General features: G+C 41.5%; 10 protein-coding genes and 1 pseudogene. All 11 read left to right on the plus strand.

The genetic code is table 11. The features are described 5' to 3' along the window. Positions 1-321 precede the first annotated feature (321 nt). The 11 genes and pseudogenes from V7K67_RS31950 (at position 322) to V7K67_RS32000 (ending at position 24,663) form a co-directional block, all read left to right on the plus strand. Positions 322-2,352, plus strand: a complete 2,031-nt coding sequence (locus V7K67_RS31950; protein ID WP_335170009.1) for a non-ribosomal peptide synthetase — start codon at positions 322-324, stop codon at positions 2,350-2,352. A 3-nt stretch (positions 2,353-2,355) separates the two neighbouring features. Continuing rightward, positions 2,356-7,314 (plus strand): aminotransferase class III-fold pyridoxal phosphate-dependent enzyme, encoded by a 4,959-nt coding sequence (locus tag V7K67_RS31955; RefSeq protein ID WP_335170011.1) that lies wholly within the window; start codon positions 2,356-2,358, stop codon positions 7,312-7,314. A 160-nt stretch (positions 7,315-7,474) separates the two neighbouring features. Continuing rightward, positions 7,475-8,446 (plus strand): cupin-like domain-containing protein, encoded by a 972-nt coding sequence (locus V7K67_RS31960; RefSeq protein WP_334729818.1) that lies wholly within the window; start codon positions 7,475-7,477, stop codon positions 8,444-8,446. Between the two features lie 145 nt (positions 8,447-8,591). Beyond that, positions 8,592-9,692: a cupin-like domain-containing protein gene (locus V7K67_RS31965; RefSeq protein WP_335170013.1), complete on the plus strand. Its 1,101-nt coding sequence runs from the start codon at positions 8,592-8,594 to the stop codon at positions 9,690-9,692. Positions 9,693-9,735: 43 nt separating this feature from the next. Then, positions 9,736-10,869: an acyltransferase family protein gene (locus tag V7K67_RS31970; protein WP_335170015.1), complete on the plus strand. Its 1,134-nt coding sequence runs from the start codon at positions 9,736-9,738 to the stop codon at positions 10,867-10,869. Positions 10,870-10,944: 75 nt separating this feature from the next. Next, positions 10,945-14,211: a non-ribosomal peptide synthetase gene (locus V7K67_RS31975; protein WP_334729821.1), complete on the plus strand. Its 3,267-nt coding sequence runs from the start codon at positions 10,945-10,947 to the stop codon at positions 14,209-14,211. After that, on the plus strand, positions 14,208-18,596 hold the full coding sequence (locus tag V7K67_RS31980; RefSeq protein WP_335170018.1) for an amino acid adenylation domain-containing protein: 4,389 nt from the start codon (positions 14,208-14,210) through the stop codon (positions 18,594-18,596). Before V7K67_RS31975 ends, V7K67_RS31980 begins: the two co-directional genes overlap by 4 nt. Next, a complete protein-coding gene (locus tag V7K67_RS31985) occupies positions 18,566-18,790 on the plus strand; it encodes a hypothetical protein (protein ID WP_334707789.1) in 225 nt (74 codons plus the stop codon). Before V7K67_RS31980 ends, V7K67_RS31985 begins: the two co-directional genes overlap by 31 nt. Positions 18,791-18,901: 111 nt before the next feature. Then, positions 18,902-19,099 (plus strand): annotated as a pseudogene (locus V7K67_RS31990) (DUF4114 domain-containing protein); the annotation flags it as partial. Between the two features lie 888 nt (positions 19,100-19,987). Then, positions 19,988-22,990 carry a peptidase domain-containing ABC transporter gene (locus tag V7K67_RS31995; RefSeq protein ID WP_335170022.1) on the plus strand — a complete coding sequence of 1,001 codons (3,003 nt, stop codon included), beginning with the start codon at positions 19,988-19,990 and terminating at the stop codon, positions 22,988-22,990. Between the two features lie 89 nt (positions 22,991-23,079). Further along, entirely contained in the window at positions 23,080-24,663 is a 1,584-nt protein-coding gene (locus tag V7K67_RS32000) for an HlyD family efflux transporter periplasmic adaptor subunit (protein ID WP_335170024.1), read from the plus strand. Positions 24,664-24,755: the final 92 nt, after the last annotated feature.

A 24,755-nucleotide genomic window follows, 5' to 3' on the forward strand; every position in this document is an offset into this window, starting at 1 on the left:
TGCGTGGTGTTGCAGCTAAATCAATTGTCATACATCATTATTCCTCGTTAATTATTTCTATTGGGACAATACAATATTGTACTCAAGCTACATGGGTTACTGGTTCATCGCAAAATCTATATATTTAATATACAAAAGTATCTTTAGTATGAATTTTAGAACAAACTTTAGTATTTTTCACTCAGTAATAATTCTGATTTTGTATAGTTTAGTAGTAACATTCGCTGCATCGCTAACCTATGAATTTTTTGAGTTAAAAGTGCAGCACTACTTAAAAACTACACGTTTTGCAAAAATATACATTTTTTGCGGAAATTAAATATGAAGGCAATAACTAATTCATTGGCTAAAAATAAAAATCAATTGCTGTTAACTGAGTGTCAAGCATCATTATCATCAGAAAATAACTTAGAACGAAATAATTTAACATTACCTATTTTGAAAGAATCCGAAAAAAACCTACTAATTGAGTGGAATCATACTCAAACTGATTATTCTAAGGAAGCGTGTATTCATCAGTTGTTTGAAGCACAGGTGGAGAAAACACCTGATGCTGTAGCATTAATCTTTAATAATCAGCATCTTACCTATAGAGATTTGAATATTCGTGCTAATCAACTAGCACAATATCTCCAAACAGTAGGAATAGGAACAGAAACTCTTGTAGGAATCTGCATAGAGCGTTCCTTAGAAATGGTTGTAGCACTTTTAGCTATCCTCAAAGCAGGTGGAGCTTATGTACCACTAGATCCAGGGTATCCACAAGAACGTTTAGCTTTCATGCTATCAGATACCCAGGTATCGGTACTATTAACTCAAAGAGAACTAGTTGCTAAATTACCTACTCATACAGCATTGGTAATTTGCGTAGATGCAGATTGGAATACAATCGCCCAAAATAAAAAAGAAAATCTAAGCACTAGCATCACTGCTGAGAACTTGGCTTATGTCATGTATACCTCAGGTTCTACAGGTACACCCAAAGGTGTTAGCGTTATCCATCGTGGTGTAGTTAGGTTAGTTAAAGAAACTAATTATGCTCGCCTCACAGATGAAGAAATAATTCTGCAACTTGCTCCTATTTCCTTCGATGCTTCAACTTTTGAAATTTGGGGTTGTTTACTTAATGGTGGGCAACTAGTAATCTACCCTCCCAATACACCATCTTTAGAAGAATTAGGGCAGATTATTCAGCAATATCAAGTTACTACTCTTTGGCTGACAGCCGGTTTATTCCACCTCATAGTGGATGAAAAAATTGATGCCTTAAAATCATTGCGTCAACTTTTAGCAGGTGGCGATGTTTTATCCATTCCCCATGTGCAGAAATTTCTGCAAACAGTAGAAAACTGTCAACTAATTAATGGTTACGGGCCGACTGAGAATACAACTTTTACCTGCTGCCATCCTATAACAGCGCCACTCCAACCAGATGTCTCTATTCCCATTGGCCGCCCAATTGCTAATACCCAAGTTTATATATTAGATAGTAACCTCGAACCAGTATCAATTGGAGAAGTCGGCGAATTATACATTGGTGGTGATGGATTAGCCAGAGGCTATTTGAACCGTCCCGATTTGACTGCCGAAAAATTTATTTTTCATTCCTTTGATAGCGATTTAGCAACGCGTCTTTACAAGACTGGAGATTTAGCTCGTCATCTTCCAGATGGCAAGATCGAGTTCTTAGGTCGTATTGACAATCAGGTAAAAATTCGCGGTTTCCGAATTGAATTAGGGGAAATTGAACGGGAAATTGCACAACATCCTGACGTTCGAGAAATTGTCGTTTTAGCTCGTCAAGATGAAATAGGTGAAAAGCAGTTGACAGCTTATATTGTTCCTCAATATAACAGTAGTTATACACACAATAAATTGCGTAGTTTCTTACAACAGCGACTACCTAATTACATGGTGCCATCAGCCTTTGTGATGTTAGAATCACTGCCTTTGACTGCAAATGGCAAAGTAGATAGACATAAATTGCCAGCACCAAGTAGAGAACGTCCCCAACTTGAACAAGCGTACATTGCTCCTCAAACCGATTTAGAGCGTTTGCTTGCAGTGATTTTGTCAGATTTGCTCAAAATTGATCGCGTTGGAATTGATGATAATTTCTTTGATTTGGGAGCAACTTCAATCTCAATTCTACAAGTTGTTGTGCGAGTACAACAGGAACTTGGCATTAAGCTACCTGCTGTGAAGCTATTTCAGTATTCAACGATTGGCTCTTTAGCAAACTATTTGCATTCAAATCAAAATAGCCAACCGTCTTCTGACAAGCTGCAAAATCGCGCCCAACGCCAACAAGCAGCTCGGACTCGTCGCCGTAATCATCAACAAGGTGTTTAAACAATGGTAAATATCCAAGCATCCAATAACCAAGATCCTATTGATGGTGTTGCCATTATTGGCATGGTAGGAAGATTTCCCGGCGCTGGAAATGTCGATGAGTTCTGGCGCAATCTGTGCGAGGGATTAGAATCAACGACTTTCTTTCAAGATGAAGAAATAGACCCTAGTATTGACCCAAACCTTTGCAAAGATCCTAGCTATGTAAAAGCTAGAGGAGTCATTCCTGGGGGTGAAACCTTCGATGCTGCCTTCTTTGGTGTTAATCCACTAGAAGCTGTGGTTATGGACCCACAAGCCAGAGTTTTTTTAGAGTTGGTTTATGAAGCCCTAGAAAATGCTGGTTATGAATCAGAGTCTTTTGAGGGTTTGATTGGTTTATACGCCGGTTGTGGTCAAAATACTTATTTTGCTAACCATATTGCTGGTCGTATGGAAATTGTCGATCGCATCGGTGAGTTCCAGACGATGCTAGCCAATGAAAAAGACTTTTTAACCACTCGTGCTGCTTACAAGCTCAACCTCAAAGGCCCAGCCGTCAGCGTCAATACAGCCTGTTCCACTTCTTTGGTAGCAGTCATTCAGGCTTGCCAAGCCTTAAGCAGCTATCAGTGCGATTTGGCTTTGTCCGGTGGTGTTTCTATGACTACACCTCAAAACAGCGGTTATATCGCTCAAGAAGGCAGTATGCTCTCTGGGGATGGGCATTGTCGTCCCTTTGATGCCAGCGCTCAGGGCACAATGTTCAACAATGGCGCAGGAGTGGTTGTCCTGAAGCGTTTAGAAGATGCACTCAATGATGGCGATCGCATCTATGCTGTAATTCGTGGTTCTGGTATCAATAATGACGGTTCTGATAAGGTGAGCTTTACGGCTCCCAGTGTAGATGGACAAGCAGAGGCCGTTGCAATGGCCCAAGCCTATGCCAACTTCCACCCAGAAACTATCTCTTATATTGAAGCTCACGGTACAGCTACACCCTTAGGCGACCCCATTGAAATTGAAGCGCTGACCCAAGCATTTCGGGTACATACAGATGCTAAACAATTTTGCGCCATTGGCTCTCTTAAAAGCAATGTCGGACATTTAGTTGCGGCGGCGGGGGTAGCAGGGTTAATTAAAACTGCTCTCGCCCTGCATTATAAAAAGATTCCCCCTAGTTTAAATTTTGAAGCTCCCAACCCTAAAATTGACTTTGCCAACAGCCCCTTCTATGTCAATACCCAACTAGCTGAATGGTCAGAAGGTGATACTCCGCGACGAGCCGGTGTAAGTTCTTTTGGTGTTGGCGGGACTAATGCTCATATTGTGCTAGAAGAAGCGCCACAAATCCAAAATTCAGGTGCTTCTCGTCCACAGCAGCTATTGTTGCTCTCGGCAAAAACTAGTAAAGCTTTAGAGGCTGCAACCGCAAATTTACAGCAACATCTCCAGTACAATGCCGAAATTAACTTAGCTGATGTAGCTTATACCTTACAGCGAGGGCGCAAAGCCTTCAACTACCGACGCAGTATAGTTTGTCACGATATCACAGATGCGATCGCAGCCCTCCAATCTTTAGATCCCAATCAAGTAAATACCCGCCATACAGAAATCCGCAATCCAGCCGTTGTCTTCATGTTCCCCGGACAAGGATCGCAATATGTGGACATGGGGCTAAATCTCTACAACCGCGAACCTGTGTTTCAGGAGGTAGTAGATGAATGTGCTGAAATACTTAAACCTTTGTTGGGCAGGGATTTACGAGAAATTATGTATCCCGCGTCGGGCGATGCCTACGGCGGGCTACGCCTACGCGAAACTGCGGCTATCTCCCTGCGGCAAACCTGCTTTACCCAACCAGCATTATTCGTTATTGAATACGCTTTAGCGCAACTGTGGCAAAGTTGGGGAGTCAAACCCCAAGCCATGATTGGCCACAGTATTGGCGAATTTGTCGCCGCCTGTATAGCGGGTGTATTCACCTTAGAAGATGCGCTGATGTTGGTTGCAACTCGTGGTCGCTTAATGTGGGAGTTACCAGCAGGGGCAATGCTTTCAGTGCGCCTACCAGCCAAAGAGGTAGAGCCGCGATTGAGTGCAGAACTTGCGATCGCCGCAATTAACGGCCCTTCCCTGTGTGTAGTTTCTGGCCCTACAGAAGCGATCGCATCTCTGCAAAAACAATTAGAAAGTGAAGAAATTGTTTGTCGCCATTTACACACATCCCACGCTTTCCACTCCCCAATGATGGATAGCATCATAGCTCCCTTTGCTGAGATAGTTGGAAAGGTTAAATTATCACCTCCTCAAATTCCCTTTGTATCCACAGTTACCGCCGACTGGATTACAGCCCAGCAAGCAACTGATCCGATGTATTGGGCTACACATCTACGTCAGACTGTGCGATTTGCGGAGGGTGTACAAACCTTATGGCAGCAGCCAGAACGCTTACTGTTAGAGGTGGGGCCACGAATCACAACTACGACCTTAGCCCGCCAACAGGCAAAAGATATTAAACAACAGATAGCGATTCCTTCTCTGGGTGATAACGCTGAGAACGAAGCCGAATGGACAGCATTATTCAAGGCAGTAGGACAACTGTGGCTAGCAGGAGTATCTATTAACTGGAGCAACTTCTATCAAAGGGAAACGCGACAACGAATTCCCCTACCTACTTATCCCTTTGAACGCCAACGCTTCTGGATTGATCCTCCATCTCATCCCAATCGTGCAGCAACTCCCAAACTTTTAAATCCCCAATTATTAAAAAAGACCCAAACCATGACAACATCCCCTCAGCAAAAGCTTATTCCCCTGCTCAGAGAAATTATCGAAGAAACTTCAGGATTGGAAATTGCGAGTGTTGACGACTCGACAACATTTTTAGAAATGGGATTAGATTCCTTATCTCTGACGCAAGTCGGGTTAGCTTTGAAGAAAAAATTTAAAGTCAAAGTTACACTTAGGCAATTACTAGAAATTTGCCCGAATTTGGCAATGTTGGCCGACTTGATCAATCAAGCCTTGTCTCCCGAAACTTTATCTGCACTAGGATTAACAGAAATCGTTGCAGAACCCATTCCAGAAGCACCATTGCCAGAACCTGCACCTACAACCACATCACCTACTTTGGTAGTGCATGAAGTTCATACCAATGGATCAAATGGATCTGCACCTCAGATTTCTCCCCAACCTGCTGTATCTAATAGCATCCTAGAAAATGTGATTAATCAGCAGCTACAAATTATGAGCCAGCAATTGGCACTATTGGGTAATAGCAGTCAATCTCTAACAATCCCAGTTGTACCTGCGGCGACATCTCAAAATAATCATGTCAAGCCACAAAATGCTGTATCTACCCCAGTTACTCAAACGAGCAAAGAATCACAAGCATCGGTAGATAACGAGTCAAATGGTGCTAAAAAGGCATTTGGTGCGGCTGCTCGAATTGAAAAGACCCAGACTAAAACTCTGACAGCACAACAACGCAATTATCTAGACAAAATTATCCAAAGATATACAAAACGGACTCAAAAATCCAAAGAATATACTCAAACTCATCGCCCTTACTTGGCAGATCCAAGAACTGTTTCCGGGTTCAATCCGACGATGAAAGAGATGGTTTATCCCATCGTCGCGTCTCGTTCATCAGGTTCTAAACTTTGGGATGTTGATGGTAATGAATATGTCGATTTAAGCAATGGCTTTGGCTTGAATTTGTTTGGTTGGTCGCCACCTTTCATTACTGAAGCAATTGAAGCACAACTGAAACTCGGCATGGAAATTGGCCCGCAGACTCCCTTAGTTGGAGAAGTGGCGAAGCTAATGTGTGAGTTGACCAACTTTGACCGAGCAGCCTTTTGCAACACAGGTTCGGAAGCGGTTCTAGGAGCAATGCGGATGGCACGCACCATCACAGGACGTAACTTAATCGCCATCTTTTCTGGAGCTTATCACGGTATTTTGGATGAAGTAATTGTTCGGGGTACAAAGAAACTCCGATCAATTCCCGCTGCCCCTGGTATCCCACCTGAAATGGTAGAGAACATTTTGGTTGTGGACTACGATTCGCCTGAGTCTCTAGAAATCCTCAGAAGTCGGGCTGATGAATTAGCAGCAGTGATGGTGGAATCTGTGCAAAGCCGTCGCCCTGAATACCAGCCTCAGAAATTCCTTCAGCAATTGCGTGACTTGACCACGGAAGCTGGTATTGCTCTGATTTTTGATGAAATCGTTACCGGATTCAGAATTCATCCAGGTGGCGCTCAGGCACATTTCGGTATCAAAGCTGATATAGCAACCTACGGTAAGATTGTGGGCGGTGGGCTACCAATTGGAGTCATTGCTGGCAAATCACAATATATGGATGCTCTAGATGGTGGATTTTGGCAGTTTGGTGATGACTCCGTTCCAGAGGTAGGCGTGACTTACTTTGCCGGTACTTTCGTCCGTCATCCTTTAGCCCTAGCAGCCGCCAAAGCAGTACTTCAACATTTAAAACAAAGTGGCCCCAGCTTGCAGCAAAATCTCAATGCAAGAACCGATAAGTTTGTAGCGGAACTTATGGGCTATTTCCAGCAAGTTCAGGCTCCATTTACAGCTTATAATTTCGGCTCCCTCTTCATGGTGAAGTCTTTACCAGAGTTCCCCTACGGAGATTTACTGTTTTACTTACTGCGGGACAAGGGAGTGCATACTTGGGATCACCGTCCTTGCTTCTTGACGACAGCCCATTCCGAAGCTGATTTGGCTTTCGTAATGGCAGCCTTTAAAGAAAGTATTGCTGAAATGCAGTCTGCTGGCTTCTTGTCTGCACCGCCCATAGAAGTAACAAACCGCGAAATTACCAATAACAGTTTACGCAATTGTCCTCCGCAACCTAATGCCAAATTAGGACGAGATCCCCAAGGAAACCCCGCCTGGTATATCCCCGATACCGAGCGTCCTGGGAAATACTTACAAGTCGCAAGTATTTCCTAAAGTACTTTTTTGAGCTAATACCACTTCTGTATGAAGATGCACATAACAAGACCCCCCGATGCTTTGGAGTTATGGGGTAGCCGGGGGAAAAATATATACAGCTTCACAAATAAACGGTACAAGTAGGCAGGTATAAATAATAGCAATTTGGAGGCATTTTATGAGTTCATCCCCTATAGTTTTACAGCCAACTTTGACACTTCCTGAACCCATTATTGCAGCAGATACGCCGGACTTTCGAGATAAGTTTAACCATTCTCCATTTATGTTCTCCCATAATCTCGTAGGACATCCTTTATTTGAGATTCCCCGTCTAGTTGAACTTGCAAATACTCTCTTTCCTAAAGGACAAATTTTTTCTTTTGGAAGCGGCAACTCCCCTGGTTTGAAGTGGGGACAAATACCGAATAGAAAACCAATTGTAGAAGTCCTCTCACATATTGGAGAATCAGATTCCTGTGTGATGTTTAAAAGCGCCCATATAGACCCAGAGTATAAGGCTTTACTAGATAAAACCTTGATTGAACTCGAAGATATTACAAGTGTTCCTTTACATCGAGAGATGACGTGGTCGATCGCTACCATTATTGTTTCTTCTCCTCACGTAATCACGCCATACCATATTGACCACGATTGTAATTTCTTATTTCAAATACATGGTGAAAAGGATGTCCATCTCTTCGATCAAAATGATCGCTCTGTGTTGACAGAGGAAGAGATTGAGCGTTTCTATTTAGGACATATTTCGTCAGCGAATTACCGAGAGGAAAACCAGAACAAAGCAAGTGTTAATCACTTAGTTCCGGGAAAAGGAATTCACCATCCGGTACTAGCCCCGCACTGGGTCAGAAATAAAGATAGTTACTCTGTTTCCTTGAGCATTAACTTTTGTTTGCGGACGTGCGATTTACAAGCCAGAATTTATCAAGTCAATCATTATCTCCGACAACTAGGTATGTTGCCAACTCCTCCAGGCAAGTCTGCATTACGAGATAAAACCAAAATTATTGCTGTCGAAATGTTCTCTAAACGAAAGCCAGAAAACCATGATGAAGTAGTTCGCTCCGGTATCAAAAGAATTACTGCCCCAGTCAAACTTCTCCAACAGGTAGTGAGGTCGCTAAAGCGATAATCAACTATCGTAATCATTGCAAACATTACGGTTTATATTTACGGGTCAGCAAGTGAGTAAAAGTTGATAGTATCAATTCTCTAGAATATAGCGGTCTCTTTATGAAAAAATTAGCAAATAGTCGAACTAGGAGAGCAATATGAAAATGGTTGATAAGTTTGTATCAGAGCTTCAACAGTTAGATGTAAAGTTATGGATTGAAGGCGGTAAATTACGCTATAAAGCTCCCAAGGAAACGCTGAATCCTGATTTACTCACTCAAATGAAAGATCGCAAAGAAGAGATTCTAAATTTCCTGAGCCGAACCAATTCTAATAATACAAATCATCATGGAAGCTTAATAGCTCAACCAGAAAATATGACTGTTGAGAAGGTGGCTAACTTATCCTATAAAGAGTTTGTCAGTCAATATCTCAACCCATTACAGCCTGTTGTGATCACTGATGCAATCCAAGATTGGAAAGCATTGTCAACATGGACTCCTGAATTTTTTAAAAAAAACTATGGCTCAAAAGAAGTAACTGTTGATGCTCAACGCTATCAACTGGGGAATTTTATTGATTTAGTTCTAGCTTCAACTGAAGAGAAACCTTGTTCATATCTCAAAGATACTGATATTCCCGGACTATTCCCTGAACTACTTGCAGATATTGACCCTACGCTACTTTACTCTCAGTATAATTGGCTCTTGAGTCCGATGCTTTACATACCAGCAGCCGATCCAGTAAAACAGCGAAATGCTTTCTTGGAGCTTTTAATTGCAGGTAAAGGGACAAAATTCCCAATCTTACACTTTGATTATTGGCACTTACATGCTTTTATCATGCAGGTTTATGGGGAAAAAGAGTTTACCCTTTTCTCGCCCGTTCAAACTGAATATCTCTATCCAGTTGATATGTCATCAAATAGATCCTTGATTCCAGATATCCATCAGCCAGATTTGGAGCAGTTTCCACTGTTTGCAAAGGCAACTCCTATTAAAGTAATTGTCAAACCAGGGGAAACTATTTTTGTGCCAAGTGGGTGGTGGCATACAACACGGATGCTGACCCCCTCAATTGCAGTCACAATGAATTGTCTAACTAACTCTAACTGGGATAGATTTAGCCAAGATTTGACTCGCGATCTGGTTAATTCGTTAACTTCTTTCAAAAATCACCAGAGTCAAATCACTATTCTTGAATCTAATATTTCTTCCTATCTAGACAATCTAGGAAGACTCTTGGCATCCGTAGATCCCAATTGAGATTTTTTTGTATTCTTAATATCATTAAACGCCAATAATTTCAATGTATAAACACATCAAAACTCTTACTTCTCTACGTGGTATTGCAGCCTTGGTTGTTGTTGTACACCATTTTTCTTACTACGCTTTACCTAAAACAGGTTCAACCATATCAGCTTATAGCGACTTTTTCAAAAATGGATATTTGTGGGTTGACTTTTTCTTCATTCTGAGTGGTTTTATCATGACCCACGTTTATATAGAGGATTTTTATTTAAAAGTGAGTTTAGATAAATATCGCTCATATTTATTTTCGCGATTTGCGAGAATTTATCCTCTGCATATATTTATTTTGTCTCTGTTTGTTGGATTAGAAATTGTAAAAATACTCTTACTAAATACTTCTGCTTTCACTGGTAAATTTAACTTAACTGCTCTTTTTGCAAATATTTTTCTTCTACAAGCATTTGACCTAAGTTGTCCACCTTTATTATGGTGTTATACCTATTGGAATGAACCTGCTTGGTCAGTTAGTGTAGAGTTTGTTATTTACTGTGCATTTCCATTTTTATTGCTTTTTTTATTAAGGAATAGCCCCAAAAATGATTTGATGATTTATAGTTGCACTCTCTTGAGCATATTACTACTAATTACCTTTACTCGTGGCAATTTAGATAGTATTGTTGGCATCCCTTCAATCGCTAGATGTGGTCTAGAATGCATACTTGGCATTACAACTTACAAAGTCTATCATAGAGGTAATTATAAAAAGTATTTCAATCTTAATTTACTGGCAATTATAGCAATAACTTGGATATTTTTGATTATGCATTACTACTGGCATTATTTTCGTAATCTTCATGATTGGCTGATTTTACCAGCTTTTTCTCTACTAATTTTAGGTGTATCTATCAACAACAATAGCGTGATATCAAAATTTTTGAATTCACGGTCAATGCTATATCTCGGCACTATATCTTACTCAATTTATATGGTTCATTGGTTTTTACAGGAACTATTAAAACTATTGTGGCTTGAGAATTTTCACGATGTTTTTGGCAAAGGATTCACAGCACATCAATCATTGACATCCTTAGGAGTATTTCTTATGATTGTATTATTGGCTGCATCATTTACATATAGATTTGTAGAGGTTCCTATGCGTACTTATTTAAAATCTACAATCTTGGGTAAATAATGTATTTAGCGTCAGTAGCTTGTTAAGACAAATTTAAATTTAATATTGAATAAACTGAGAAAATAAGAGAGTTTTATGAGCTTATCACCTGTAGATTACCAATCCAGATTGACTGCGGTTGATTTTGATCCATTTGCAAATGGAGAATTACTTCTAACTGCCCCTGCGACAGAATCACAAAAAGAAATTTGGGCTTCTGTGCAAATGGGAGATGCTGCCAATTGTGCTTATAACGAGTCTCAATCTCTGCGACTCAGAGGCGAACTTAATGTCAAAGTTTTCCAGTCTGCGGTGGAAAAGTTAGTACAACGTCATGAAGCACTACGGACAACTTTTAGCACGGATGGTAATACACTCTGCATTGTAGCTTCTCGACAAATTGAAATCCCTATTATTGATCTTTCTAACCTGGAATCACAGGATAAACAGGAAAAATTAGCTAGTATCTTGCGACAAGAGGTAGAGCAACCTTTTGATTTGGAACATGGCCCTCTATTTCGGGCAAAAATTGTCAAATTGCAGCCGCAGGAGCATCGAGCTATTTTGACAGTCCATCATATCATTTGTGATGGTTGGTCTTGGGCAGTAATGATGCCAGATTTGGGTAAACTCTATTCTGGCTTGCAACAGGGTATTGTTCCTGAATTAGAAGAACCAGACTACTTAAGTGAATATGCGACTTTGCAGGAAGAAGAGAGGGATAGTCCAGAAGCGATCGCCACAGAACAATACTGGTTGGAACAATTCGCTGACTCTGTACCAGTACTGGATTTCCCTAGCGATCGCCCCCGTCCACCACTCAGAACCTTTAACGCTACCCGCGAAGATTGGCAGTTAAATCCCGAACTAGTTGCCAATCTCAAACAACTAGGGACAAAACTCGGTTGTAGCTTTATGACCACTATCCTGGGAGGATTTGAGGTCTGGCTGCACCGTCTAACAGGACAAAACGACTTGGTTGTAGGCATTCCAGCCGCCGGACAAGCGGCTTTGGGGCAATATAATCTCGTAGGTCACTGTGTAAATTTACTACCCTTGCGTAGCCAAATTAATGGCGAAAAATCTTTCAGCGACTACTTGCAAACGCGGCGATCGGCTGTATTAGATGCTTATGACCATCAACAATTTACCTTTGGTAGTCTGGTCAAAAAATTATTATTGCCACGAGATTCTAGTCGCATTCCCTTAGTACCAATTATATTTAACGTCGATCAAGCCTTAGACAGCGATAAACTTCCCTTTATCGAGTTAGAGGTAGAATTTTTCTCTAATCCACGCGCATTCGAGAATTTTGAACTGTTTATCAATGCTACGGAATCCCATGGTCAACTTATCCTAGAATGTCAGTACAACACTAATTTATTTGATGCTGATACTATCCGCCGCCGGATGGCAGAGTTTGAAACTTTGTTATCGGGCATAGTTGCTAACCCTAATCAAACTATTGCTAAATTGCCAATTTTACCAGCAGTTGAGCAACAGTTATTGGCAACATGGAACAATACTCAAACAGCTTATCCCCAAGATATTTGCATTCACCAGCTGTTTGAAGCTCAAGTAGAGAAAACTCCAGATGCGATCGCTGTAGTTTTTGAAGACGAACAAATTAGCTACCGCGAACTGAATCTGCGAGCTAATCAGCTAGCCCATTATCTCCAAAGCTTAGGAGTCGCCCCAGAAGTTCTGGTTGGTCTGTGTGTCGAGCGCAGTTTGGAAATGGTTGTAGGAGTTTTAGGCATTCTTAAAGCCGGAGGAGCATACGTACCGTTAGATTATGCTTATCCTCAAGAACGTTTAGCTTTCATGTTGCAAGATGCTCAGGTGTCGGTGCTACTAACGCAGGAGAAGCTAAAGTCGGGGCTACCCAACCATCAAGCCAAGATTATTTGCCTTGATACCAACTGGCAATCCCAAGATTATGGGTTGGATAACCCCACACATAACATCACTTCTAATAACTTAGCCTACGTTATCTATACATCTGGCTCGACAGGTCAGCCAAAAGGCGTTCAAATTCAACATCAGAGTGCTGTTAATCTCTTGAATGCCGTTGCTCAAGAACCTGGCTTAACCGCTGAGGATACTCTTCTCTCTGTTACTAGCCTATCTTTTGATATTGCCGTTTCAGAAATTTTTCTCCCCCTGTCTGTAGGTGCAAAGTTGGTGTTGGTAAGCCGTGAAGTTGCGGCTGATGGCACTAAACTGTTAAAAACGCTAACCACCTCTGGGGCAACCTTTATGCAACCAACACCAGTGACTTGGCGGCTATTACTGGCAGCGGGATGGCAAGGTAGTCCTCAACTCAAGATGATTTCCACAGGTGAAGCCTTACCTAGAGACCTAGCAAATCAATTATTACCTAAGGGAGCTTGTCTGTGGAACCTCTACGGGCCTACAGAAACAACAATTTGGTCAACAGGCTACAAGGTGACAACGGCAAATAAAGCAATAGACATTGGTTGCCCTCTAGCTAATACGCAGACATACATTTTAGACTCCCATTTACAACCCGTTCCCATTGGTATATCGGGTGAGTTGTATATAGGTGGCGAAGGACTAGCAAGGGGATATCTTAATCGTCCCGATCTGACTGCTGAGAAATTTATTTCTAATCCCTTCAGCCCAAATCCGAAATCGCGCTTATACAAAACTGGAGATCTGGCTCGCTATTTACCAGATGGACATATTGAATACTTGGGTCGTATCGACTATCAGGTAAAATTGCGTGGTTTCCGCATAGAATTGGGTGAAATTGAAACCGCACTTCTACAACATTCAGAAGTAAAAGAAGCCGTTGTAATTATTCGAGAAGACACTCCTAACGAGAATAGTCTAGTAGGTTATATAGTTGCGGAAACTGGTCAAGATAGCTTGCAAGTGATTTCACAATTGCGTCGATTCTTGAAACAACAGCTTCCTGACTTTATGGTGCCAACGATCTTTATGGCACTAGAAGCTATGCCATTAACCCCTAATGGAAAAGTTGATCGCAAGGCATTGCCAAAGCCAGATGCTTCCCGCCCAGAACTGGAGGCAAATTATATAGCACCTCGCACTCCCATTGAGCAGCAGATTGCAGATATCTGGACGCAGGTTCTTAATGTCAAGCAGGTTGGAATTTACGACAACTTTTTTGAATTGGGTGGATATTCTCTACTAGGAATTCAAGTGGTTTCTCGAGTGCGCCAAGCCTTGCAAGCAGAAATTCTGATGTCCAATTTATTTGAATTACCAACGGTAGCAGATTTAGCTGAACGAGTGGAGACTCTGCGTTGGGCAACCCAAGGAGTTCACGCTGCTGAGAGTGAAACAGCTGATGATTACGAAGAAGGTGAGCTATGAAAACATTAGATGAACTACTATCTGAGCTACGTCAGCGCGATGTCAAACTTTGGCTAGAGGGCGAACGCTTACGCTATCGGGGGGCAAAAGATAGTCTCACACCAGAATTGCTCACCGAGTTAAAAACTCAAAAAGCCGAAATCATCAACTTTCTGCGCCAAATTACTACAGCCGCCAATTCACAGATTCCCCCAATTGTCGCTTGTGAACGGAATGGCAACTTACCGCTTTCCTTTGGTCAACAACGGATATGGTTCCTTCATCAGTTTGAACCTAATAGTTCCTCAAATAATATGCCCGTTGTGGTGCGTTTTACGGGGAATCTCAATGTTGCTGTTTTAGAGGAAAGTTTGAGAGAAGTCGTCCGTCGTCATGAAGTGTTGCGGACAACTTTTCCTGCTGTGAATGGTAAACCCACTCAAGTTATTGCCACCGATGTTTCCTTAACGCTGCCAATAATTGACTTGCAGCAAGTACCAGATGAACAACGAGAGGCGGAAGCTCACCTACTGGCAACTAAAGAAGCTCATCAACCTTTTGATTTAGCCAATGGGCCGATTTTGCGGGTGCTGCTGCTGAAGTTGAGCGATCGCGAGCATCTGCTAATCTGGAATATGCACTGCATAGTTTGTGATGGTGCTTCTTCCGATGTGTTCTATCAAGACTTCACTACTATCTATAAAGCATTGTCAGCAGGTCAGCCTTCGCCTTTAACTCCCTTACCAGTGCAGTATGCTGATTTTACCAATTGGCAATATCAATGGCTCCAGGGAGAGGTTTTAGAGTCACAGGTAAACTACTGGAAGCAAAAGCTAGAAGGCAATTTACCGATCATTAAGTTACCTTACGATCACCCCCGTCCTCAAGGTGTGCAAACCTATCGAGGTGATCGCGCGGCCCTACTGCTACCAAAGACCCTGAACCATACCCTGACAGACTTGAGTCAAAAATGGGGTGTCACCCTGTTCATGACTCTACTGACAGTGTTTGAGCTATTGCTCTACCGTTATTCTGCACAAGAAGACCTACTCATTAGCTTTGCCAGTGCAAGTCGGGGACAAGTAGAAACCGAAGGGCTGATTGGATTTTTTTCTAATACCCTTGTACTGCGAAGTAACTTAGCGGGAAACCCAACTTTCCGGCAATTGTTAGACCGAGTCCGTAAGGATTGCTTAGAGGCTTTTACTTATCAAGACCTACCCTTTGAAAGGTTAATTGAAGAACTTAGACCAGAACAACAAAGTCGCAGTAGTTCGTCTTTATTTCAGGTAAAGTTTTCCCTCAATCCTCCTTGGTCTAATGGTCGTGGCATGGGAGCAGTGCAACTACCTGATCTGACCATCACTTCTCTATTTGGCTACATTTATCATGGCAAGACCAAATACGATCTGACATTGGTCTTACGGGAACAGGATAATGGACTGGGTATGGTATTTGATTACAATGCCGAAATGTTTGATGCCAGTACCATAGAGCGGATGTTGGGACACTTCAAAACTTTACTTGAAGGTATTGTTGCTAATCCCGATCAGCAGATATCCAAATTACCCCTGTTAACAGCAGGTGAACAACATCAATTATTGGTTGATTGGCATGGCAAACAGGCTAATTATCCCCAGAATACTTGTATTCATCAGTGGTTTGAGGCCCAAGCTAAAAGAACTCCAAATAATATTGCGGTAAGTTTTGAAAATCAGCAACTAACCTATCAGGAACTCAACCAGCGTGCAAATCAACTAGCCCACTATTTGCAAACTCTAGGGGTAAAATCGGGGGTACTCGTCGGTCTGAATGTAGAACCTTCCTTAGAGATGATTGTGGGGCTATTGGGTATTTTGAAAGCAGGGGGAACTTACGTATCCATAGCTGCAATATCTGGGCAAGATAGTCTGGCTTTTATTTTAGAAGATACCCAAATATCCTTAGTGTTAACCCAAAGCTCATTGGTTGAGAAACTCTCTGAGCAGCAGGCACAAGTTATCTGTTTGGATAGTGATTGGGAAGGTATCGCCCTGCACGCAACTGAAAATCTAGGATATTACACCACAGAACAGACTCTCGCCTGTGTGATGTATGTGTCCGGCTGCAATGGAAAACCCAACGGTATAGCCATTACCCACCGTAATCTTGTCACCCACAGCTTGGCAATCAGCGAAACTTGGGAGTTGACCCAGAGCGATCGCCTACTACTTGTATCTAGTATCAGTTGCGATGCTTTTATTGAATCACTTTTCCCCACTTGGATTGCTGGTGCTACCGCAATTCTCCAATCTCAGGCGCAGTTTCTCCCATTCATTGCTCAACAACAGATTACCGTTGTTAATCTATCTACTTCTTTTTGGTATGAGTTAGTTAACGAGCCATCTCTATCTCCAGCAACCTTGCCAGTCAGCTTACGCTTAGTCATGGTTGGTGGTGAAAAAGTCTCACACAATGCTTATTTAACTTGGGTAGAAAAAGTTGGCAAGCAAGTACGCTGGCTGAATGCCTATGGATCGCTAGAAACAACTTTAACCGCCACAGTTTACGATCCAAAAACTGCCACTGAAGCCAGTAATACTAGGTCAGAAATTCCCATAGGGAGAGCGATCGCCAATACCCAAACCTATATTCTCGATCAGCGATTGCAACCACTGCCAATTGGCATTCCTGGCGAAATCTACATCAGCGGTATCGGTGTTGCACAAGGCTACTTTAACCGTCCCGACTTAACATCTGAGAAATTTGTCCCCAATCCCTTTAGCAGTGAATCGGGAGCATACCTTTACAGAAGTGGCGATTTAGGACGTTACTTGAGTGACGGCAATATTGAGTTTTTGGGCCGTCTAGACACTCAGGTAAAAATCCACGGCTTTCGCATTGAGTTAGCTGAAATTGAAACAATTTTGGGTCAATATCCAGGCGTGCAAAAAACTGTGGTGATTGCCAAAGAAGATGTTCCGGGAGAGAAGCATTTAGTTGCTTATCTTGTTCAAAAACAAGGGGAGACTTGGGGAAATGAGCAATTGCTGAGTTTTCTCCAGCAAAAGCTACCTGAGCATTTGTTGCCTTCTGCCTTTGTCGTAGTGGATTCTTTGCCATTGAATGCTAATGGTCAAGTTGATCGCCAAGCCTTACCTGCGCTTAATTCAACTAATTCTAAAATAGAAAAAACATTTGTCGTAGCAGAAGATCCATTGCAAATTCAGCTAACAGAAATTTGGGAAGATATTTTAGGAATTAATCCGATTGGAATAACAGACAACTTTTTTGATTTGGGTGGAAACTCTCTAATTGCAGTACGTCTTTTTGCTGAAATTGAAAAGACATTTGGCAAAACCCTGCCTCTATCTATTCTTTTACAAGCCCCAACTATTGAGAATCTAGCTAGCTTTCTTGGCGAAAAACAACTCTCAATCCAGTCGAATAGTGAGCAGACTAAGGGATTATTTAAACAATTTTTGAGAAATGCGATCGCCAGATTTTTAAAAAGTAATAATTCACAACTCAATAAGTTAATAATTGAGGATAAAAATCCAGCTGATCTAAAAAGAGGAGAATGGCTACCTTGGTCATCACTAGTGCCTCTTCAACCCAACGGTGACAAGCCACCTCTATTTTGTGTTCATGGTGCTGGTGAAAGTGTTCTTTATTATCGCGATTTTGCCAAATATCTCGGTTCTAATCAGCCATTTTATGCACTACAAGCTAGAGGTGTAGATGGGAAAAAAATTCCCCTTACTCGGGTTGAAAAAATGGCTGCTCACTATATTAAAGAAATACAAACTATCCAACCCCAAGGGCCTTATTTTTTAGGAGGCTACTCTTTTGGTGGCCTCATAGTTTGGGAAATGGCTCGACAACTAGTGGCGCAAAGTCAAAAAGTTGCTTTGCTAGCGATATTTGATACTAGTAGTCCAACTTGTCGCAAAACTACTATCAAACCAATACCAACGCAAAAGCGAATTTCTCGACATTTGAATAATCTTTTAGAAGTTGGGCCTAACTACATTCTTCAGCAAATAGAAGGAAAGAGCAGCTGGCTTGAGTATATGCTCAAACAAAGACTACAGAAGTTTGCTTTTAAACTTTATCTGAATGTGTCCCGAATCTTACCTTATGCCTATCGCAAACAAGTAAAAATTAAAGATTTTAACAAACAAGCCGCTAGTGAATATGTTCCAAAAGCTTATACAGGTCGAGTCACTGTATTTCGAGCAGAAGAACGCCCTGCAACTAATGGACAAGAGGAAGATCCAAATATGGGTTGGAGTGAATTGGCTTTAGGGGGTTTGGATATCCAACATGTTCTAGGAAACCACTTCTCCATTTTTAACGAACCTTATGTCAAATCTTTGTCAGAAAAAATGAAGGTTTGCATAGAACAAGCTATTGTAGAAACCTGAATCTTTATCGACCAGAGGCAGCCGTGCGTGGGCGTGTTGCAGGCATTGACTTGACGGTAAGTAACCAAGGTTCTGCAACTTATACTGGCACTTTCGCGACTGATTCGCTGTTTGCACCATTTATTATTGTGGACGGTAGACCCCAATACGCTTGGGTTAAGGCTAAAACTCTTTGTCAAATTCAATTTTTTTAACGTAGACGCGGAGCGGCTTGCCGCAGGCTACCGCCAAGGACGCCAACGCGCAGCGTCTCGTAAGAGTTGGACGCAAAGAGAAGAAAGAAATACTTAACTGAACTGTATTGCGGTAGACCCGATGCTGTTCTCAATGGTAATACCAATAAGAAGGTTTACTTCTCATTCTTGGGTGCTAACTCAGATCGGGTAGATCACATTCATCTGTTGGGAAATAACACCTTTGGTTTTGAGGATTTACCAAATGGTGGTGACAAAGATTACAACGATGTGATTGTGCAAGTAAATTTAAGTGCCAATCTTGCTTAAAATCGGGTAATTACTTAGCAAAATCGAACAACCTCATCCCATCTGTGGGATGGGGTTATTTTATGCGTATCGATGCAAATGACTTAATGTTAATTAAACTAGTAAATTTACTGAAGGCGGTTCTTGTTTTTCCTTCATAAATTTAATAGTTGATTCCTATAGGGGGCAAAAGATCTTCGCCTTTACTTTTCTTATTAAATTAAGCTAGCAACAAAGTGATGGAGAATTCTTTCATAATCGGTCATGGGTACTATTCAACAAGGAAAGTTCATTATCTTTCGCCATCAATAATACTGTCAATCCCTATATTCAAGAATTTGTAAAATATAATTCATAAATTTAAAGTTTTTTTTATTACATAATTCTTAACTAGGGTATTTACTTAGGAAAACATCTGTGATACTTTCAGTTTGATTATCATAAATAAAAATAGGCGACGCTAAGTTTAACAACTGCGTTTCTGTATCTTGGTTTGATGATGAGTATCCGTCCTGCATACTTGCAATACTAAATATTGATTTTAAACTTGTATAAATTATGTAGCGTTAACCAAGTGATAACTTGTCCTCGATCTATTTATACTATAGACATCTGGTGAAAATGAATGTAGAGACGTAGCAGTGCTACGTCTCTACAAGGATTCTGGGTAACGCATATTTAATTTCTGGAGATGTCTTATGTTTATATAGATAACAGTAGGAACCCTGTCAACTGAATACAGATATTGAATTAGACAAATACAACCTCTGTAATTTTACAAATTTAGGCAACCTAAATCCCACATAAGTCTTGCTGTTGGCATAAAACCAAAGACTGTCAGTGTTTAGTAAGAGAGATACTGGGTAATATTCTCAGCCTATTCCTCATTTTCCCTTCGATTTGTTTGATATGACTTATATTAAGAGTACTTTTCCCGAATTTCTTACCACCCTAGAGGGGTTTGATCATTTACCAGATGGAGCGATCGCTAATTTATCAGAACAACTACAAGCCTGGCGCTATCGCATAGGTCAGAAAATCATCGGTAAAGAAAGCCTCCCAGAACGCATCACCATCATTTATGAGGGACAAGTGCGCCTGTTGGGATACGACCCCCAAACGCAAATGCCAATCACCCTCAAATTACTGCAACCGGGAGAAATTATTGGCGAAATTGGTTTGTTGCGCGATGTCTCCTGTGAAACAGCGATCGCTTCCACCGAAGTAGTATGTTTAACCTTGAGTGCATCAGCATATTTTAGCTTTCTGGCTTCATACCCAGCCTTTGCCGAAGCTCGTAAGAACCGCAGTTATTTGGCAGAAGTTTTCGATATTCTCGGTTCCTATTGGCAAAAGCAAGCGATCGCTACCTTAAATCTCAGAGAACTGACAGAAAAAGCCTTACCACAGGCGAAAGTACAATACCTCTCTCCCGGAAAAACTGCATTCAATCAACTGGATAGCCAAAGCGTCTGGTTTGTAAGTGGCGGTGGTGCAGTCACGAATTTATCACCTGGCGATCGCCTAGAATCAGACGACAATCGAGATAATATCCAAGTTATAGGTCAAAACCCCGCGCGGTTGGTTGGTATACATCCGTCAGATTTGCTCTTAGAAGATAGTCATGAGATAGAACTTGTGGTTAGTGACACCACATCAGATAGCACAGAGAAATTAGATATCCCCTACGCATCAGACGAAATAGTTCCACAAACAGCCCCCCAAAATTCCAAGAATTCGCCAAAACAAAAATACCCATTTTTTGGCGGTAAAGGAGAACTAAATTCAGCCTTCGCCTGCTTCCAAATGATTGCGAAGCACCTAGAAATGCCGTTTCGTCGAGAGGTGGTTCGCCGCATCTTAACTGAGCAAGTCAAACGTCAGGGGACTATATCGTTTCAAGTTACTGCTTACCTGGCAGAGTCCATTGGACTGAAAGCCCAGTTAATAGAGCTACCAGTCGCTTCCGTAACGCGCATTCCGACACCTGCCCTGATTCGCTATGGTGATAGTTTTGCCGTTTTATATGCAGCTGACGCCAATACCGTAGTTGTAGGTGTGCCTTCCCTTGGAATTGTGCGCTGCAAACCCGCTAAATTGCTTGAACAATTAGAGGTTGATCCAACCAACTTTCCGCCTCAAGTTAGGGTATTACTACTCAGTGCTACTAAAGAAACACCCCAAGAGCGCTTTAGTTTACGGTGGTTTATACCCTATTTGTCACTCCACCGTCGAGTTCTGATAGAGGTCTTTATCGCTTCCTTTTTCGTGCAGTTGGCAGCATTAGCAAATCCTCTAGTCGTCCAGCTAATTATCGACAAAGTTATCACTCAAAATAGTATTGGCACTCTACATATTTTGGGGGTTTTGCTATTAGTAGTTGGGGTATTTGAAGCAGTGCTGACTACCTTACGAACCTACTTATTTGTCGATACCACCAACCGGATTGATATGGGTTTAGGGTCGCAAATCATCGACCACTTACTACGTCTACCTCTACGCTATTTTGAACGCCGACCGGTCGGTGAACTTTCCACTCGCATCAACGAACTAGAAAATATCCGCCAATTCCTCACTGGTACTGCTTTAACAGTGGGGTTAGATGCTCTCTTTTCGGTGGTCTATATCGGTGTGATGCTGATATACAGTTGGCCACTCACCTTGGTAGCCTTAAGCACGATTCCAGTGTTTATCGTTGTCATCTTAATTGCTTCTCCCACCATTAGCAGACAGTTACGCGCCAAAGCCGAACGCAACGCCGAAACTCAATCTTATTTAGTGGAGGTGATGTCAGGCATTCAAACAGTAAAAGCGCAAAATATCGAATTGCGATCGCGCTTTTCCTGGCAAGAGCGTTACGCCCGATTTGTTGCCGCTGGCTTTAAAACAGTTGTGACTTCTACCCTTGCAAATTCTACCAGCAACTTTCTCAACAAACTCAGCAGCTTACTAGTTTTGTGGGTAGGAGCTTATTTAGTTCTCCAACAACAATTAACATTAGGCGAATTAATTGCCTTTAGGATTATATCGGGTTACGTTACCAGCCCAATATTACGTTTAGCTCAACTTTGGCAAAGCTTCCAAGAAACTGCCTTGTCTCTAGAACGTTTAAGCGATATTGTTGATACACCACAAGAAGGAGAAACAGACCGCTACAATATACCCTTACCTACCATTAAGGGAGCAGTGAAATACGAAAATGTTTCCTTCCGTTTTGGTACAAGTGGCCCTCTGCAACTTTCTAATGTCAACCTCGAATTTGCGCCAGGGAAATTTATCGGCATTGTCGGACAAAGCGGTTCTGGTAAAAGTACGATGATGAAGTTACTGCTGAGACTTTACGAAACTGAGTCCGGCAGAATTTTGATTGATGGTTATGATATTGCCAAAGTGGAACTTTATTCACTGCGACGACAAATAGGCGTAGTTCCTCAAGAGACATTATTGTTTGACGGCAGCGTTCAGGAAAATATTGCCCTAACCAATCCCGATGCCACAACCGAAGAAATTATCGAAGCGGCTCAGGTTGCGTGCGCCCACGAGTTTATCATGAACTTACCCAACGGTTACAACACGCGGGTGGGAGAGCGGGGTTCTGCACTTTCAGGTGGACAAAGACAAAGAATTGCGATCGCTCGTTCAGTTTTACAACGACCAAAGTTATTAGTTTTAGACGAAGCAACCAGTGCATTAGATTATCCCACAGAACGGCAAATATGTCTCAATTTAGCCAAAGCATTCAAAGGTGATACAGTATTTTTTATTACCCACCGTCTGAACACCGTCAGTAATGCAGACATGATTGTTGTCATGGATAATAGCAGAGTTATAGAACAAGGCAGCCATCAAGAACTAATGGCTCTTAAAGGTCATTATTCTTACCTGTATCAGCAACAAGATGTGAACTTGTAATTACGTCATTAACTGCGGGCAAAGGTTTTTGGCATCGGGAAACATTGCCCACCCTACAAAAAATCCCAAATCTAAAATCCCAAATCGTTATGACTCAACTTAATGGCAATCACCTCAACGGCAATCAGAAAAACGGCAATCAAAAAAACGGAGTGAAGCAAGATTCACAGGTACTCACAAAACAACAGAAAGCTGCTCAACAGTCTTTAAATAACTCAAGCACTCAGGAATTTGAGCAATCTATTGTCTTGCGCCAATCTCCAATTTGGTCGCGTACAATCATGGTTACACTCATGGGACTAGCCTGTTTTGGAATTGCTTGGACTTATTTTGCAAAAATTGAGCAAGTAGTGCCAGCAACCGGACAATTAAAGCCGCAAGGAACAGTCAAAGAAGTTCAGGCTCCTGTTAGTGGAGTGGTGAAAACAGTTAATGTTAAAGATGGACAAGAAGTTAAGCCAGGGGATTTATTACTAACTTTTGACTCTATTGCTTCTGTTGCCGAATTAAATTCTTTGAATAAAATTCGTCTTGCATTAATGAAAGAAAACCAGATTTACCGTCGATTGATGGGTGCAAGTACCGCCACGGGATCGGAATTGTTATATTTGCGCGGTAATTTGCCACAAGAAACTGCTTTTCTGTTAAAAAGTCGGGCTGCCTTAGTAGCAGAAAATGAATTATTTCGGACTCAATTAAAAAACTCTGGTCAAGATTCTGGACTGGGGATTGATGAACAACAACTTCTACGAGTTGCCAAAAAAGAATTAGACTCTCGTTCTTCAGCGGCACTATTTGAAGTAGAAAAAACTAGAAAACAACTTACTCAAAACCAAATTAAACTTGAAGATAGTAAAGCAAGTTTAGCTATTCAACAGGGAATTTTAGAGAAGCTGAAGATATTAGCAGAAGAAGGTGGCATTTCTCAACTTCAGTATCTCAACCAGCAACAAGAAGTACAAAACCGTACGGCGGAAGTAGCACAACTAGGTGAAGAACTAAAACGCCTCCAGTTTGATATAAAAAAAGGACAACAAGAAGCAAGCAATACGGTGGCTGTTTCTGATAAAAATATTTTGGATAAAATAGCTGATAACAAACAGCGTATTGCCACAATCGATAGCCAATTCATGAAAGTTTTGCTGGATAATGAGCAGCGTTTGGCAGATGTCAATAGTAAAATATCTCAATCACAATTAAACGTTAAATATCAAGAACTCCGTGCGCCTGTAGCTGGGACAGTTTTCGATTTACAAGCAAAAAACCCTGGATTTGTAGCAACTCCGACTACAAAACTGCTGCAAATTGTCCCCAATGAAAGCTATATAGCTGAAGTTTTCATCACTAACAAAGATATTGGGTTTGTGCGAAAAGGTATGAAGGTAGATGTCAGAATTGACTCCTTTCCTTACAGCGAGTTTGGTGATATCAAAGGAGAAGTAATTGGCATAGGTTCAGACGCATTACCACCAGACCAAACCCATCAGTTTTACAGATTTCCAGCAAAAGTCTCATTAAATAAGCAATCTTTAGTAATTAAGGGTAAAAACGTCACCTTGCAATCAGGTATGTCCATCAGTGCCAATATAAAAGTGCGCGAAGAACGGACTGTGCTTAGTTTATTCACTGAGTTGTTTACCAAGCAAGTTGATGCTCTTAAAGAGGTACGATGAATCCCCAGAGAGTTAGACTAGGCAATTAGAAATCGCGGGTATAAAATTGATTGGTCTTCTTTGGTACAGCCAGGATGTCTTCTTTTACCCTT

The organism is Nostoc sp. (genome assembly GCF_036917155.1).
Lineage (GTDB): Bacteria > Cyanobacteriota > Cyanobacteriia > Cyanobacteriales > Nostocaceae > Nostoc.